At 64.5% G+C, this 16,361-nt stretch carries 14 protein-coding genes and 1 tRNA gene; 12 read left to right on the top strand and 3 right to left on the bottom strand.

Annotated elements, in window-relative coordinates; all coding sequences use genetic code 11:
* Position 1: 1 nt before the first annotated feature.
* From AC56LH_RS20495 to AC56LH_RS20505, 3 genes are all read left to right on the top strand, one after another.
* A complete protein-coding gene (locus AC56LH_RS20495; RefSeq protein WP_183554595.1) occupies positions 2 to 613 on the top strand; it encodes a glutathione S-transferase N-terminal domain-containing protein in 612 nt (203 codons plus the stop codon).
* A 132-nt stretch (positions 614 to 745) separates the two neighbouring features.
* A complete protein-coding gene (locus tag AC56LH_RS20500; RefSeq protein ID WP_332531908.1) occupies positions 746 to 1,252 on the top strand; it encodes a ClpXP protease specificity-enhancing factor in 507 nt (168 codons plus the stop codon).
* A gap of 26 nt (positions 1,253 to 1,278) precedes the next feature.
* Positions 1,279 to 1,354: transfer RNA gene (locus tag AC56LH_RS20505), tRNA-Thr, on the top strand.
* A 22-nt stretch (positions 1,355 to 1,376) separates the two neighbouring features.
* On the opposite strand, the gene AC56LH_RS20510 is transcribed toward AC56LH_RS20505, so the two are convergent.
* Positions 1,377 to 2,408 carry a response regulator gene (locus tag AC56LH_RS20510; RefSeq protein WP_499649199.1) on the bottom strand — a complete coding sequence of 344 codons (1,032 nt, stop codon included), beginning with the start codon at positions 2,406 to 2,408 and terminating at the stop codon, positions 1,377 to 1,379.
* A gap of 359 nt (positions 2,409 to 2,767) precedes the next feature.
* On the opposite strand from AC56LH_RS20510, the gene AC56LH_RS20515 reads away from it, so the two are divergent.
* The 9 genes from AC56LH_RS20515 to AC56LH_RS20555 all read left to right on the top strand — a co-directional run bounded on the left by AC56LH_RS20515 (position 2,768) and on the right by AC56LH_RS20555 (position 14,315).
* Positions 2,768 to 4,030 carry an ABC transporter substrate-binding protein gene (locus tag AC56LH_RS20515; protein WP_499649201.1) on the top strand — a complete coding sequence of 421 codons (1,263 nt, stop codon included), beginning with the start codon at positions 2,768 to 2,770 and terminating at the stop codon, positions 4,028 to 4,030.
* A gap of 4 nt (positions 4,031 to 4,034) precedes the next feature.
* Entirely contained in the window at positions 4,035 to 4,928 is an 894-nt protein-coding gene (locus AC56LH_RS20520) for a carbohydrate ABC transporter permease (protein ID WP_499649203.1), read from the top strand.
* Complete coding sequence (locus AC56LH_RS20525; protein ID WP_183554619.1) at positions 4,925 to 5,755, top strand: carbohydrate ABC transporter permease; 831 nt, start codon at positions 4,925 to 4,927, stop codon at positions 5,753 to 5,755. The genes AC56LH_RS20520 and AC56LH_RS20525 overlap by 4 nt, the downstream gene beginning before the upstream one ends.
* Before the next feature lie 5 nt (positions 5,756 to 5,760).
* Positions 5,761 to 6,822, top strand: a complete 1,062-nt coding sequence (locus tag AC56LH_RS20530; protein WP_499649205.1) for an ABC transporter ATP-binding protein — start codon at positions 5,761 to 5,763, stop codon at positions 6,820 to 6,822.
* A 60-nt stretch (positions 6,823 to 6,882) separates the two neighbouring features.
* A complete protein-coding gene (locus tag AC56LH_RS20535) occupies positions 6,883 to 7,941 on the top strand; it encodes a LacI family DNA-binding transcriptional regulator (RefSeq protein ID WP_499649207.1) in 1,059 nt (352 codons plus the stop codon).
* Between the two features lie 132 nt (positions 7,942 to 8,073).
* A complete protein-coding gene (locus AC56LH_RS20540) occupies positions 8,074 to 9,438 on the top strand; it encodes a GH1 family beta-glucosidase (protein WP_499649209.1) in 1,365 nt (454 codons plus the stop codon).
* A gap of 59 nt (positions 9,439 to 9,497) precedes the next feature.
* Positions 9,498 to 12,017 (top strand): glycoside hydrolase family 3 protein, encoded by a 2,520-nt coding sequence (locus AC56LH_RS20545; RefSeq protein ID WP_499649211.1) that lies wholly within the window; start codon positions 9,498 to 9,500, stop codon positions 12,015 to 12,017.
* Positions 12,014 to 12,997, top strand: a complete 984-nt coding sequence (locus AC56LH_RS20550; protein WP_499649213.1) for a glucokinase — start codon at positions 12,014 to 12,016, stop codon at positions 12,995 to 12,997. The genes AC56LH_RS20545 and AC56LH_RS20550 overlap by 4 nt, the downstream gene beginning before the upstream one ends.
* Positions 12,998 to 13,007: 10 nt before the next feature.
* A complete protein-coding gene (locus AC56LH_RS20555) occupies positions 13,008 to 14,315 on the top strand; it encodes a sugar MFS transporter (protein ID WP_499649215.1) in 1,308 nt (435 codons plus the stop codon).
* 334 nt (positions 14,316 to 14,649) lie between these two features.
* Here AC56LH_RS20555 and AC56LH_RS20560 read toward each other — a convergent pair whose 3' ends face one another.
* Positions 14,650 to 15,663, bottom strand: a complete 1,014-nt coding sequence (locus tag AC56LH_RS20560; protein WP_499649217.1) for a cupin-like domain-containing protein — start codon at positions 15,661 to 15,663, stop codon at positions 14,650 to 14,652.
* Positions 15,647 to 16,357, bottom strand: a complete 711-nt coding sequence (locus AC56LH_RS20565) for a SapC family protein (RefSeq protein WP_499649219.1) — start codon at positions 16,355 to 16,357, stop codon at positions 15,647 to 15,649. Before AC56LH_RS20565 ends, AC56LH_RS20560 begins: the two co-directional genes overlap by 17 nt.
* Positions 16,358 to 16,361: the final 4 nt, after the last annotated feature.

Below are 16,361 nucleotides of genomic sequence, written 5' to 3' on the forward strand. Positions count from 1 at the left end.
CATGATGGTTCTCTACTCCGGCACCACGTGCCCGTTCTCCCAACGCTGCCGCCTCGTCCTGTTCGAAAAGGGCATGGACTTCGAAGTGCGCGACGTCGACCTGTTCAACAAGCCGGAAGATATTTCGACGATGAACCCGTACGGCCAGGTGCCTATCCTGGTCGAGCGCGAACTGATCCTGTACGAATCGAACATCATCAACGAGTACATCGACGAGCGCTTCCCGCATCCGCAGCTGATGCCGGCCGACCCGCTGATGCGCGCCCGTGCCCGCCTGATGCTGTTCAACTTCGAAAAAGAGCTGTTCGTCCACGTGCACACGCTGGAAAGCGAGCGCAACAAGTCGAACGACAAGATCCACGACAAGGCCCGCACCGAAATCCGCGACCGTCTGACCACGCTGGCACCGCTGTTCCTGAAGAACAAGTACATGCTGGGCGACGAGTTCTCGATGCTCGACGTGGCCATCGCGCCACTGCTCTGGCGCCTGGACCACTACGGCATCGAACTGTCGAAGACGGCTGCACCACTGATGAAGTATGCCGAGCGCATCTTCTCGCGCCCTGCCTACATCGAGGCGCTGACCCCGTCCGAGAAAGTGATGCGTCGTTGATGGACCTGGGGCGGGCTTGTTGCCGCCCCTGTCCTCAGCCGCACCGTACGCGCCGGAATCGGACGTTCTTCGGGCGAATCCGATAGACTGGCGCGAACGCCCGTTTTGCCTGTATTGCTAGCCCATACCACCATGTCAGAGATCTCCACCAAACCCTACCTGCTGCGCGCCATCTACGAATGGTGCACCGACAGTGGCTTTACGCCTTACCTCGCAGTCAAGGTCGATGGATCGACGACGGTGCCGATGGAATACGTCCGCAAGGGCGAGATCATCCTGAACATCAGCTTCGGCGCCACCTCGGCACTGAAGATGGATAACGACGCAGTCCACTTCCGTGCACGCTTCAATGGCGTGTCGCGCGAGATCTACATCCCTGTGCACAATGTGCTGGCGATTTATGCCAATGAGAATGGCCAGGGGATGGCGTTTGAAGTGGGTGCATTGCCTGCTGCGTCGTCGGATGGATCGGCGCCAGAAGTGGGTACGGCGCCTGCGGGGCCATCGCTGTCGGCGGTGCCGTCCAAGGGCGTGGATTCGCCGGTGGTGCCGGATACGGAAGTGTCTGCCCCGCCATCGGGTGGCGATGACGAGCCACCGAAGAAGGGTGGACGACCGACCCTCACGCGGATCAAATAGCGTATAATTCTTGCTCTAAAGATCACGCCGGCTTAGCTCATTTGGTAGAGCAGTTGATTTGTAATCATCAGGTGGCCAGTTCGAAACCGGCAGCCGGCACCAGCTTTCAAAAAAGCCCATCCTTTCAGGTTGGGCTTTTTTTCTGGACTATCCCCGACGCCTGACCCAGTTCACCATCCCGCGCATCCCACGTCTGCTGTATATCAAGCAACTCCGGCAGCGTCCTGTGAAACACGTCCACCAGCGCCGGATCGAAATCCGTTCCTGAGCGGCCATCCACGTAGGCCACGATTTTGTCGACAGGCCAGGCTTCCTTGTACGGGCGCTGCATGCTCAGGGCGTCGAACACGTCGGCGAGCGCCACCAGGCGCGCTGATTGGGGAATGGCTTCGCCGGCCAGACCGGCCGGATAGCCGCTGCCGTCCCACTTCTCATGGTGATACAACGCTACCTCGGCGGCGAGCTGGAACACATGCGCCGCGCTTTTGCTCAGAATGTCGTAACCGATCTGCGGATGGGTCTTCATGATGGCCCACTCGGCATCGTCCAGTGGACCGGGTTTGCGCAGGATGGACTGGGGAATTCCTATTTTGCCGGTGTCATGCATCGGCGCGGCCAGTTCGAGCTGCTCGCTGTCTTCGGCGCTCCACCCTGCTCCTTTGGCAAGCGCCTTTGCATAGGCGGCCATGCGCCAGATATGCGCACCGGTATCGGTATCGTTGAAATGCCCCGCCTGGCCCAGCATCGAGATGGCCTCGCGGTAACTCCTGGCCAGCAATTCCGCGCGCACCTGGGATAAATGGCTGGCGACGCGCGCGCGCACGATGGGCGGCGAAACAGGCTTCGTGATGTAGTCGACCCCGCCAGCAAAAAACCCTGCGGCTTCGTTCACGGGGTCGGCGTACGCCGTTACGAAAATGACCTGGATGGTCCCGGTCGTATCGCTTTGCTTGATTTTAAGACAGAGATCGTAGCCATTGATGTCTGGCAGGCCGATGTCCAGCAATACCATGGCCGGCCGGTACTTGTGCAGCGCCGCCATCGTTTCAGCCCCGTTGCGGGCAAACACCAGCGTGTAGTCATCGCTGAGCACCTTGCGCATCATGGCCAGGTTGGCGGGCTCATCGTCGACAAGTAAAATGGTCGGGCGACTCATGGGTTGCTGCCATGCGCGATGGTCAGCGCAGTTGAGGTTGCGCCGGCGGGTCGACCCAACAGACCTGCTCGATCAACATGGATGCCGGGGTGTCGTTCACGTGGAAATATTCCTGAATTTCTCAACCTGCCTCCGAAGCGCCGTGCAACCGCCAGGTGCGGCAACCACCTTTTCCGCCGCTTGAAATATTAACTATTACTCTACACGAGGAAGAAAACCATGTGCGTTTTTTCCGCTTCGATCGCTGCCCCAATCCGCAAGTTTAGTTTGACCGTCAATTGACCCGATGCTATAGTCGGGCAAAGCCAATGGTAACGTTTCCAACGTGCCAAAAAAACATGGCACTGAACGGAGACAAGATGGTCAAATCCCGCAACCTGGCAGCAGCCTGCGCATGGTTGTGCGCCGCTGCAGGTGCGCTGAGTATCGTGCTCGGTAGCGCGCCAGCCAGTGCGGCTGCACCGAAAGCAGAAGTCATCCACTGGTGGACCTCCGGCGGCGAATCGAACGCCGTCAAGCAGGTCGCCCAGGCGTTTCGCAATGCCGGCGGCGTGTGGGTCGACAGCGCCATCGCGGGCGGCGACCAGTCGCGCGCCGTCACCATCAATCGCATCATCGGCGGCAATCCGCCGACCGCTGCGCAGTTCAACACGTCCAGGCAGTTCACCGATGTCATCGAGCAGAATATGCTCAACAACGTCGACGCCGTCGCGAAGGCCCAGGACTGGGACCGCATCCTGCCCGAGCCGCTGATCGACGTCATCAAGCACGATGGCCACTACTACGCGGTGCCGCTCAATATCCACATGCAGACGTGGATCTGGTACTCCAAAGCCGCCTTCAAGAAAGCCGGCATCACGCGCGAACCGGCGAGCATGCCCGAACTTTTCGCTGCGCTCGACAAACTGAAGGCCGCGGGTCTCATCCCGCTGGCCCACGGTGGCCAGTCGTGGCAGGAGACCGTGCTGTTCTCGGCTTTACTCGCCAATATCGGCGGGCGCGATCTGTACCTGAAAGTGATCCGCGACCGCGACCAGGCCACGATCCTCTCGCCTGCCTTTCGCGACGTGCTGCTGGCCTTCAAGCGCATGAAGTCGTACGTCGATCCCGGCGCGCCGGGCCGCAACTGGAATGACGCCACCGCGCTGGTCATCAGTGGCCGTGCGGGCTTTCAGGTGATGGGCGACTGGGCCAAGGGCGAATTCACCAACGCCGGCCAGCTACCCGGCCAGCACTATGGTTGCATCGCCGGCCTCAAGCCCGACACGCCGTACCTGATGCAGGGCGACGTCTTTGTTTTCCCGCGCACCGACAAGCCGGACGCCATCAAGGCCCAGCAACTGCTGGCGCAAGTCGTCTCGCAGCCCGCATTGCAGATCGCCTTCAGCAAGCTGAAAGGCTCGATCCCCGTGCGCCTGGATGCCCAGTCCAATGAGCTCGACCTGTGCGCGCAAAAGGGCGTGGCCATCATCAAGGACCGCACGCGCCAGGTCGGCGTGACCGAGGTCTATCTGACGCCCGACCAGAACGGCGCGATGCAGGACATCCTGACCGCGTACTGGAATATGGACACGCGCGTCGAGAAGGTCCAGCGCAGTATTGCCCGCGCCTTGAAGTACTGACGCCATGCACGCATCCCGACTCTCCCGACACCTCAGTCCCCATATCGCCCTGCTGCCGATGGCGCTGACGGTGCTGCTGGCCTACGTCGGCGGCGCGCTGTGGACTCTGCGCACGTCGTTCACCGCGTCGCGCACCTTCCCGTCCGAGAAATTCATCGGCGTGGCGCAGTACGTGCGCCTGTTCGACAACGAGCGCTGGCTACTGTCGCTCCATAACCTGGCCATCTACGGCGCGGTATTCATCGTCGCCTGCATGGTCATCGGTTTTTTGCTGGCCGTGTTCATCGACCAGAACGTCAAGGGTGAAGGCCTGCTGCGCACCGTGTTCCTGTATCCGTATGCGATGTCGTTCATTGCCACGGGCCTCGTGTGGCAATGGCTGCTGGCGCCCGGCAGCGGCATCGAAGGCGCCGTGCGCCAGCTGGGCTTCCCCGGATTTTCGTTCGACTGGATCGTGCACCAGGACCTGGTGATCTACACCGTCGTCATCGCCACCGTGTGGCAGGCCTCGGGCCTAGTGATGGCGCTGATGCTGGCGGGCCTGCGCGGCATCGATCCCGAGATTTACAAGGCCGCGCGGCTCGATGGCATTCCGGCCTGGCGCGTGTATCTGCAGATCGTGCTGCCGATGCTGGGCCCCACCGTGGCAACCGTATTCCTGCTGCTCTCGACCGCCGTCGTCAAGCTGTTCGACGCCGTCGTCGCGATGACGCAGGGCGGGCCCGGCATCGCCAGCGAAGTGCCGGCCAAGTTCATCATGGACCACCTGTTCCTGCGCTCGAACATCGGCCTGGCATCGGCCGGCGCGGTGACGCTGCTGGTGCCGGTGCTGGCCCTGCTCGCACCGTATGCGTATGCGCGCAGCCGCCGCGCGCGCCTGAGCGGAGGCCACGCATGACAGCGCGCCTTTCGCCTGCCCGCATCGGCATCTACGCTTTTCTGCTCAGCGCCGCGCTGTTCTTTTTGCTGCCGCTGTACGTCATGGTCATCACGTCGTTCAAGCCAATGGCCGAGATCAGGATGGGCAATGTGTTCGCCCTGCCCGGCGTGGCCACGCTGGACCCGTGGCGCGCAGCCTGGGGCGCGGTCAGCCAGGGCTTCTGGAATTCGGTGGCGATCGCCGTGCCCAGCACCGTGATCCCGATCCTGCTTGGCGCGATCAATGGCTATGCGCTGTCGTTCTGGCGCCCGCGTGGCGCCAACCTGCTGTTTGGCGTGCTGCTGGCCGGCGCCTTCATTCCGGTACAGGTGATGATTTATCCGCTGGTGTGGATGATGGCGCATGCCGGCGTCTTCGGCTCGCTGCCGGCGATCGTCGTCGTGCACGTCATCTTCGGCATGCCGCTGATGACGCTGCTGTTCCGCAATTACTATGCGTCGGTGCCGCACGAGTTGTTCCAGGCCGCGCGCATCGATGGCGGCGGCTTCTGGCGCATCTTTTTGCAGGTGATGCTGCCGATGTCGCTGCCGATCATCGTGGTCGCTGCAATCATGCAGGTCACGGGTGTCTGGAACGATTACATCCTGGGCCTGGTGTTCGCTGGCCGCGAGAACCTGCCGATGACGGTGCAGCTCAATAACGTGATCAACACCACCACCGGCACCCGCATGTACAACGTGAACATGGCCGCCACCATCCTGACGGCCGCCGTGCCGCTGGTGATCTACTTCATCTCCGGACGCTGGTTCGTGCGCGGTATCGCCGCCGGCGCCGTGAAAGGCTGACCCTCATGTCGAATGTCCATCTGCGCAAACTGTGCATCACCCGCGGCAATAACGAGATCATCCGCGACCTCGATCTGGAAATCGCACCGGGCGAATTCCTGGTGCTGCTCGGCCCATCGGGCTGCGGCAAGTCCACGCTCTTGCACAGCATCGCGGGCCTGATCGACGTCTCGGGTGGCGCCATCGAAATCGGCGGGCGCGACATGAGCCACGCCGATCCGAGCGAGCGCGGGATCGGCATGGTGTTTCAGTCGTACGCGCTGTATCCGACAATGACGGTCGAGAAGAACATGTCGTTCGGCCTGCGCATCGCGGGCACGCCGAAGGCGGAAGTGACGCGCCGCGTGCGCCACACGGCCGAGATGCTGCAGCTGGGCGCCCTGCTGGATCGCAAGCCGGCGCAGCTCTCCGGTGGCCAGCGCCAGCGCGTCGCGATCGGGCGCGCGCTCGTGCGCGAAGCAGGCGTGTATCTGTTCGACGAGCCGCTGTCGAACCTGGACGCCAAGCTGCGCGCCGAACTGCGGCGCGAACTCAAGCTGCTGCACCAGCGCCTTGGCTCGACGATGATCTACGTGACGCACGACCAGGCCGAGGCGATGACGCTGGCCACGCGCATCGTCGTGATGCAGGGTGGCCGCATCCAGCAGATCGGTACCCCGGCGGAGGTGTACGAGACGCCGGCAAACCGCTTCGTGGCCGGCTTTCTCGGTTCGCCGTCGATGAATTTCATTGACGGCAGCATCGATGGGACCGGGCGTTTCAGCGCTGGTGCGGTCACGCTGCAGCTGGCGCGCCCCGTCGCGGCGGGCGCCGTGACGCTGGCCGCGCGTCCCGAACATCTCCGCATCGACGAAGATGGCCCGCTGCAGGCCAGCGTCACGCTGGTCGAACCGATGGGCAATCACCAGGTGGTGTGGCTCGATTGCGCCGGCCAGGCTTTGTCTGCCATCGTGCACGATGCGCGGCCGCTGGCAGCCGGTCAATCGGTGCGCTTTGCGATCGATGCGCAGCGGGTGTCGTTGTTCGACGGGGCGACCGGCAATCGGCTGCAATCAGGGATGCCATAGTCAGATGAATACAGTATGCTTGGCGGTTATTTTGATCCACTCATCGAACAGGAATCGCACGTGGCGACAATCAAGGACGTAGCGCGGCTGGCCGGCGTCGGTCTCGGCACCGCCTCGCGCGTGGTCAGCGGCAAAGGCTCGGTCTCGCCCGCCACGCTCGAGCGCGTGCGCAAGGCGATCGACGAGCTGGGTTTTCGCCCGTCGCACGCGGCGCGCGCCCTGCTGTCGGGCACCAGCCGGATGGTCGGCGTCTACATCCCGGTGTTGTCGGGCACCTTCTACACGCCGATCCTGCAGATCATCGATACCGAACTGCGCGCGGCCGGCCTGCACATGGTGGTGGCGTTTGGCGTGGGCCTGGGCGACGCGCGCAACCAGGCCATCGAGGGCATCGAATTTCTCATCGAGCGCGGCTGCGATGGCCTGATCATGATGAGCAGTGCGCTGACCGATGACGACATCGCCGCGCTGGGCGCCAAGCGCCGCACGATCGTCTCGCTGAACCACGATTTCACCGACCTGCCCGGCCAGTGCTTCACGGTCGACCATGCGCTGGGCGGGCGCCTTGCGGCGCGCGCGCTGCTCGACCATGGCCACCGCGACATCGCCGTCATCGCCGGCCCGAATGCACTGGTCGACAACGTGGCGCGTGTCGATGGCTTCATGCACGAACTGCTGGCCGAAGGCCTCGATACCGACAAGGTCTGGATCGCCGAAAGCGACTTCTCGCCGCAGGGCGGCTGGCTGGCGGCCAAGGCGCTGGTCGAATCGAAGACGCCGTGCACGGCGCTGTTCTGCGCCAACGACGAGATGGCGGTCGGCGCGCTGTCTTACTTCCAGGAAGCCGGCATCAGCGTGCCACGCGACCTGTCGGTGATCGGCTACGACGACACGCCCAGTGCCGAATTCGCGGCGCCGCGCCTGACGTCGGTGCACATGCCGTGGCGCGAGATGACGCTGGCCGGCATCAACGCCCTGCTCAATCGCTGCTATGAGCTGGGGCGCCCGGTGGCGCGCACGTTCCCCGTCAGCGTGACGATGCGTGCATCGCTGGCCAGGGCCGCAGGCAGCAAGGCCAAACCCAAAGCCAAAGCCAAACACGAAGGCAAGAAAACATGACATCGCTGGCGCAGCCAGCACCGGCCGCGCGCGGCCATTTTTTTGGACACGAACTGGAAAGCTTTCCAAATGACTTGGATGTTTTCCCGAACATTTTCATTCAGACCTTATTGACCAGATAGAGCGAAACCCATGACCACTGCCAACCGCCCCGAGCCACAAGCGCCGCAGCGCAGCGATTTTGCCCGCGATTTTTTGTGGGGCTGCGCCACATCGTCCTACCAGATCGAAGGCGCCGGCCGCGACGACGGCCGCGTGGAATCGATCTGGGACCGCTTTGCCGCCACGCCCGGCACCATCCGCGACGGCTCCAACGGCCTGGTCGCGTGCGACCATTACCACCGCTGGCCAGAAGACTTCGATATCGCGCGCAGCATGGGCCTGAATGCCTACCGCTTCTCGATCGCCTGGCCGCGCATATTCAGCGAAGGCGGCGGCGCGCCGAACCAGAAGGGCCTGGATTTCTATTCGCGTCTGGTCGACGGCATGCTCGAACGGGGCCTGCAGCCATGGGCCACGCTGTACCACTGGGACTTGCCGCAAACGCTGCAGGATGCGGGTGGCTGGGAAGACCGGGCGACAATCGATGCCTTCCTTGACTACACCGACGCCATGACGCGCACGCTGGGCGATCGCGTCAAGCACTGGATCACCCACAACGAGCCATGGTGCACGGCGATCATCGGCAACTTCGAAGGCTGGCATGCGCCCGGCAAAACCGACCTGAAGGCCGCGCTGCAGGTCGCGCACAATGTGCTCGTCTCGCACGGCAAGGCAGTGCCGCTGATCCGCGCGAATGTGCCGGATGCGCAGGTCGGCATGGCCGTCAGCCTGCACCCGCTGCGCGCGGCGAGCGACAGCGCCGAGGACAGCGCGGCCAAGGAGCGCCACGACGGCCTGCGCTACCGCTGGTTCCTCGATCCGCTGTTCGGCCGTGGCTATCCTGAAGCCACGCTCGCGCAGGTCGGCGCTGCAGCGCCCGACGTCGCGCCGGGCGACATGGAGGCCATCGCGGTCAAGACCGATTTCATGGGCGTGAATTACTACTTCCCCGAAACCGTCGCGCATGCCGCCGGCCACGCGCCGCTGGACACCAAGGTGCTGCCGCCCACCGAAGGCGAGATCACCGCGATGGGCTGGCCCGTGGTGCCCGAGGGCCTGGCCGAACTCCTGCTGCGCATCGAGAACGACTACCACCCGGGCCCGATGTACGTGACCGAAAACGGTTCAGCCTTTGACGACGTGGTGGGCGCCGACGGCGAGATCGACGATGTGCAGCGCCGCCATTACCTGATGCGCCACCTGGCCTCGCTCAAGGCTGCGATCGACGGCGGCGCGCCAGTCAAGGGCTACTTCGCCTGGAGCCTGCTCGACAACTTCGAGTGGGCCGAAGGCTATCTGAAGCGCTTCGGCCTCGTGCACATCGATTACGCTACGCAGCAACGCCGCCTCAAGAGCAGCGGCAAATGGTACGGCGCCTTCCTGCGCCAGGCATGAATCCCTATGCATGAATCCCAATGCATGAATCCATACAACGACAACGAACGAGACAAACCATGACAGCCACGCTTCGCCCTTCCCTCCTCGCCCTTGCGATCGCCCTCGCCTTGCCTGCCTTCGCGCATGCCGCTCCAGTCGACACCAACCTGGCCGACTGGCCGCGCGTGACCAGCGCGATCAAGAAGGATGCCGCGCTCGAGAAGCGCGTCCAGGAGATCGTCAGCAAGATGACGCTGGCACAGAAGATCGGCCAGATGACGCAGCCCGAGATCAAGACGGCCACGCCGGCCGACGTGACCAAGTACTACCTTGGCTCGGTGCTCAATGGCGGCGGCAGCTGGCCGAACGGGAACAAGGCAGCGAGCGCGAAGGAATGGCTGGCACTGGCGCAGGCGTACCACGACGCGTCGATGAAGACCGACATGGCGATCAAGGTGCCGGTCGTGTGGGGCACCGACGCGGTCCATGGCCACAACAACGTGCCGGGCGCCACGCTGTTCCCGCACAATATCGGACTGGGCGCGGCGCGTAACCCAAAGCTGATGCGCGAGATCGGCGCGGCCACCGCGAAAGCCGTGCGCGCGACCGGCATCGCCTGGGTGTTCGGTCCGACGCTGGCCGTCGTGCGCGACGATCGCTGGGGCCGCACCTATGAAAGCTATGCCGAGCATCCGGAAGTCGTGCGCAGCTACGCGGGCGAATACGTCAAAGGCATGCAGGGCGCGTTCAAGGATGACGCCAACACCATTGCGACGGCCAAGCACTTCATCGGCGACGGTGGCACGAAGAACGGCAAGGACCGCGGCGTGACCGAGGCCAGCGCCGTTGACCTGATCAACATCCATGGCGCCGGCTACGTCCCGGCACTGACGGCGGGCGCACAGACCGTGATGTCGTCGTTTAACAGCTGGACCGACACGGCGGCCGGCGTCGAGCATGGCAAGCTGCATGGCAGCAAAGTGGCGCTCACCGACATCCTCAAGAACAAGATGGGCTTCGATGGCTTTGTCGTCACCGACTGGAACGGCATCGGCGAAGTGAAAGGCTGCCGCAACGACAGCTGCGCCCAGGCGGTCAACGCCGGCAACGACATGTTCATGGTGCCGGACGACTGGAAGGCCTTCATCGCCAACACGATCAAGCAGGTCGAGTCGGGCGAGATCCCGATGGCGCGCATCGACGATGCCGTGACCCGCATCATCCGCGTCAAGCTGCGCGCCGGCCTGTTCGACAAGAGCCCGGCCCAGAATGCGTATGCGGGCAAGGACGATGCGATGCAGGCACGCGCGCTGGCGCGCCAGGCCGTGCGCGAGTCGCTCGTGCTGCTCAAGAACGAAGGCCCGGCCCTGCCCCTGAAGCGCGGTCAGAAAATCCTCGTCGTGGGCAAGAGCGCCGACGAGCTGTCGAACCAGAGCGGCGGCTGGTCGATCACGTGGCAGGGCACCGCCACCACGAATGCCGATTTCAAGAACGCCGACACCATCCTGACGGGTATTCGCGAAGCTGCAGGCAGCGAGAACGTGCGCTTCAGCGTCGATGCGAAAGACGTCGACGTGACGCAGTTCGACGCCGTCATTGCCGTGATTGGCGAGCGCCCGTATGCGGAAGGCGATGGCGACATCCACCCATCCGGGACGCTGCGCCACAGCAGCCGCTATCCGGAAGACCTGGCCGTGCTGCAAGCGGTGGCTGGCAAGGGCAAACCCGTCATCACCGTGATGGTCACGGGCCGGCCGGTGTACGGCAACGACCTGCTCAATCTGTCGGACACCTTCATCTCGGCCTGGCTGCCGGGTTCCGAGGGCAAGGGCGTGTCGGACTTGCTCATCGCAGGCGGCAAGCGTTACGACTTCCGCGGCACGCTGCCGTTCTCGTGGCCGAAGTCGGCCTGCCAGGTCAAGCTCAACGTCGGCGACAAGGAGTACGCACCGCTGTTCGCCTACGGCTACGGCCTGAAGGCGGGCACGCGCTCGAAGCTCGGCAAGCTCGATGAAACGATCCCGCAAGGCGGCTGCAGCGCCGGCAATACGTTCCCCGTGTTCAGCCAGGCCGACCGCACCAGCTTCCCGCTGGCGATCCGCAGCGGCGGGCAAACCACGGTGCTGGGCGCCGACCTGAATGCGAGCTTCACGCTGCCGGGCATCGTCGTGACGACTGCCCAGGTCAACACCCAGCAGGATGCCAAGATGGGCGCCTGGACCGGCCCGGCCACGCTGGAAGCACGCGGCGCGCGCGCCATGGTGGTGCCGGCAGCGGCAGCGAAGGATGGCGCGCTGCGCTTTGACACCATGGTCGCCAAGGCGCCCACCGGTAAGGTGATGCTCGCGATGCGCGAGGGCGCGAACGACACGGCGCTCGATGCCACGAGCCTGTTCAAGCGCCTGGCCGACGGCGGCAAGCACACGGTTTCGATCCCGCTGGCCTGCTTCCAGGCCAAGGGGCTGGACCTGGCCAAGGTCGATACGCCGTTCAGCGTGACCAGCGATGGCCCGTTCACCGCGGCCTTTGCGAACATCGAGATCGCCGGTGGCGCTGCGAAAGAGGCCGATGCCGTGCGCTGCGAGGACCTGAAATGACGGCAGAGGTGACCCACGGCCTGCGGCTGCTGGCCGACATCGGCGGCACCAATGCGCGCTTCGCGCTGCAGTCCGATCCGGCTGGCGGCTTCGATGATGTGGAGGTGCTGACCGGCGCCAGCTACCCGACGCTGGGCGACGCGATCCGCGCCTACCTCGACGGCGCCCGTGCGCGCGGGATGGCGGTCGACAGCGTGCGCCATGCGGCGCTGGCGATTGCCAATCCGGTCGAGGGCGACGAGATCCGGATGACCAACCACCACTGGGCTTTCTCGATCGAGGCGCTGCGGCAGGAACTGGGCTTGACCACGCTGTTGATGGTCAACGACTTCGCAGCGCTGGCGATGGCGCTGCCACACCTGCCGCCGGCCGGGCGCCAGCGCATCGGCGGCGGCATCGAACTACCCAACCGGACCATCGGCCTGGTCGGCCCGGGCACGGGCCTGGGTGTCTCGGGCGTGGTCCCGGCCGGCGGGCGCTGGATTGCGCTGTCGGGTGAAGGGGGGCACGTGAGTTTCGCCCCCGTCAACCGCGACGAGGTGGCGATCCTGGAGGCGCTGTGGAGCGAGTACGGCCACGTCTCGGCCGAGCGCCTGCTGTCGGGCATGGGACTGGAGCTGATCCACTGGGCGCGCACCAGCCGGCGCCTGAAGGCGGCCGACATCACCACGGCGGCCCTCGACGGTTCGTGCCTCGAGTGTCAGGGCTCGGTACGGGTGTTCTGCGCGATCCTGGGCAGCGTGGCCGGCAATGTCGCGCTCACGCTCGGGGCGACCGGCGGCATGTATGTCGGCGGCGGCATCGTGCCGCGCCTGGGCGTGCTGTTCGAGCAATCGGCGTTTCGCGCGCGCTTCGAAGACAAGGGCCGCCTGGGCGATTATCTGGCGCGCATACCGACCTACTTGATTACTGAACAATATCCCGCCTTGCGCGGCGTTTCGGCTATGCTGTCGGATCAAATTTTTAGTCTGCACCAATAACGGAGAGACCATGCAGAATCCCATCCAGACCCCGACCGTGGCCAGTGCAGCGACGGACGGCGAACGCAATACGCATACCGGGGCGCTGTTCATCGTCACCATCCTGTTCTTCATGTGGGGCCTGATCACGTCACTCAACGACGTCCTGATCCCGCACCTGAAATCGATCTACACCCTCACCTACATGCAGGCGATGCTGGTGCAGCTGTGCTTCTTCGGCGCCTATGTCGTCGTCTCGCTGCCGGCCGGCGCGCTGATTCGTCGCCTCGGTTACCAGAACGGCGCCGTCGCCGGCCTGCTGGTCGCGGCCACCGGCTGCGCGCTGTTCTATCCGGCGTCGAACGGCGGCTACGGCCTGTTCCTGTTCGCGCTGTTCGTGCTGGCCAGCGGGATCACGATCCTGCAGGTCGCCGCCAACCCGTACGTCACCGTGCTTGGCCCTGCGCGTACCGCCGCCAGCCGCCTGACGCTCACGCAAGCCTTCAATTCGCTCGGCACCACGGTGGCGCCGACGCTGGGGGGCTTTTTGATCCTGTCGACGGTGGCGCTGTCGGCCGACCAGCTGGCGCTGCTGCCGGAAGCCGAGCGTATGGCGCACCGCGCCGCCGAAGCGGCTGCCGTGCAGGGCCCGTACCTGGGCCTGGCCGCAGCGCTCGCGCTGCTGGCCGTGCTGTTCGCACTGGCGCGCCTGCCGAAGATTGAGTTCCAGGACACCACCACCGCTGCCGTCGACGGCAAGGGCGGCGCGATGGCGTACCGCCACCTGGTGCTCGGCGCGCTGGGCATCTTCCTGTACGTGGGTGCTGAAGTCAGTATCGGCAGCTTCCTGATCAACTTCATCGGCGAGCCGCACATTGCCGGGCTGTCGCATGCCGACGCGGCCCGCTACGTCAGCCTGTACTGGGGCGGCGCGCTGGTGGGCCGCTTCATCGGCTTTGCGGTGATGCGCTACGTCAGCCCGGGCAAGTCGCTGGCCGTGACCGCACTCGGTTCGATGGCGCTGGTGCTCACCGCGATCTTCACCGATGGCAGCCTGGCGATGTGGGCAATCATCGCCGTCGGCCTGTGCAACTCGATCATGTTCCCGACCATCTTCAGCATGGCGCTGCACGGCCTGGGCAAGTTCACGGGCCAGGGTTCGGGCATCCTGTGCATGGCCATCGTCGGTGGCGCGATCGTCCCGTTCATCCAGGGCATCCTGGCCGACTCCATCGGCCTGCAGATCTCGTTCCTGGTACCGGCAGCGTGCTACCTGTTCATCCTGTACTACGGCGTCAAGTACGCCGATCTGCACAAGCAGAAGGTGGTGACGGAATAAACGTCGCCGTCATGATCAACAATGCCCGCACGTGATGCGGGCATTTTTTTGGGCACAGCCGGGGTCAGGTCTGACATTCGGACACGACCTCAGCCTTAGTCACTTCCTGGTGGGCACAGCCGGGGTCAGGTCTGACATTTGGACACGACCTCAGCCTTAGTCACTTCTAATGGCCGATGGCGTCTTGACCAGTATCCGTATGGCCAAGTGCAGCTAGTCCAGAAGAGCGATTGTCCAGGTCGTGTCCAAATGTCAGACCTGACCCCCGCTTTCGACTAGCTCACTGTAGAGATCGTGTCCGAATGTCAGACCTGACCCCGGCTTTTGGTGGATGCTAGCGGTTCAGGCGCTTGAGCAGTTGGGCGCGCATCATGCGCGAGGCGTTGTCGGTCATCGGGTTGAGCAGGCCGCGTGCGCCTGGCGGGATATGCGCTGCTGTCTCGCCGTCGGCTTCGAACACGTAGTGCCGGAACAGCTCGGCCCAGGCCGCGCGCTGCGCCGGCGGCAGGTCGCGCACCGTCATCAGGGCGTGCATCAGCGCGTTGTTGGGCGTGTCCATCCAGTCCGGCGACTGGCGCCACCAGTAATTGACCAGCACATTGACATCGTCCAGCGCCTCGACATGGTGCCACCACATGCTGGGGATGAACAGCGCGTCGCCCGGCCCCAGTTCGGCGCTCTGCGCCTGCGCGAGCGCGTCGGCAAAGCGTGGAAAACGTTCGGGATCGGGCTGTGCGAAATCGACCAGGCTGATGGGCTGGCCGGCCGGCGTCAGGTCGATCGGGCCGATGTACAGGTTGTGCTGCTGCCCTGGCGGGAACAACGTGAAGCGGCGCCGGCCGGCCGCGATGCAGGCCAGGTTGTCCGGCAGGTCGTAGTGGGCGGCGATGCGGGTGCGGTTGCCGATCCAGATAGATGCCAGCGGGTCGCGCGGGCCAAGGTCGACATCGTTCTCGTGCCGGAAGCCCGGCAGCGCGCCGTCGATCGTGGTCGAGCCGACGTAGATGGCAGGCGGCGCCGGCGTGGCCAGGTGCTTTGCCAGTTCATCGAGCACGGCGTCGAGGCGCACGCGCAGCGACTGGAAATTGAAGCCGTCGAGCGCGGCGTTGTAGAAGAAGCGGCCCTTGATGTCGGGCGGGCCGAGCATCGCATTGACCGTGGCATCGCCGCACCAGCGGCGCAGGTAGTCGAGCGCGGCCTGCGGCGACTGGCGGCCTGCCGCCACCACCGGCCAGTGGGCCACCAGGCCGCGCAGCAGCAGCGGCTCGGTCGAGGCCAGAACCGTTGCATCGAGATCGGCCGGCGTTACACCGGCGATCTCGCGGATGGCGTTAGCGGCCGGCAGCATCGCGCTGATTCTTGCGGTCGATCAGGTTGCGGAAGTTCGACAGCGACGCCAGCGCAAAGTAGATCGGGGCCAGGTAGCCGGCGGCGTGCAGTTCGGCGATGGCGCCTGCCCCGAGCGCGCCCAGGCGTTCTTCGTGGATCGTGAAGAAGCCGCCCAGGCGGTGTTGTGCGCCGTTGTCGAATTCCATGTCGAGCACGAACGCATCCAGCAAATCATGGCGCTTGAGCGCTTCGAGAAAACCGATATTGGCCTGCACGCCGTTGTGGATGTTCGACAGCATGGTGCTGACCTTTTCCAGATACTCGGTGTTGCCGCCATGCGGCTTGAACACCGGCTCGCCGTCGGTCGTGCTCACGCGCGGGTGATCGAGGTCGACCTGGATCATCAGCTCCTCGCCATTGCGGCCGATGTAGAACGGCTGGCGCTCGTGCATCCAGGGCACCATCGGCGCATCCCAGCGGCCGTCGTGCAGGAACAGGTTTTCGTCTTCGGTAAAGCCCAGCAGCGCGATCGCTTCGAAGTTCGCGCCGTCTTCGAGCTGGCGGAAGATGATCGGATAGATCCCCTGCAGCGAGCGGAATTCGTCGGCAAAGGTCGGCACCCAGGCGACCTCGCTGCCCAGGCCGGGGCGGTGGCCGGCGATGATGCGCAGGTCCTTGTGTTCGATGTTGTTCAGCAGGGCGATATTGGGCATGGCT

This window comes from Telluria sp. LT1R51-2 (assembly GCF_059685775.1).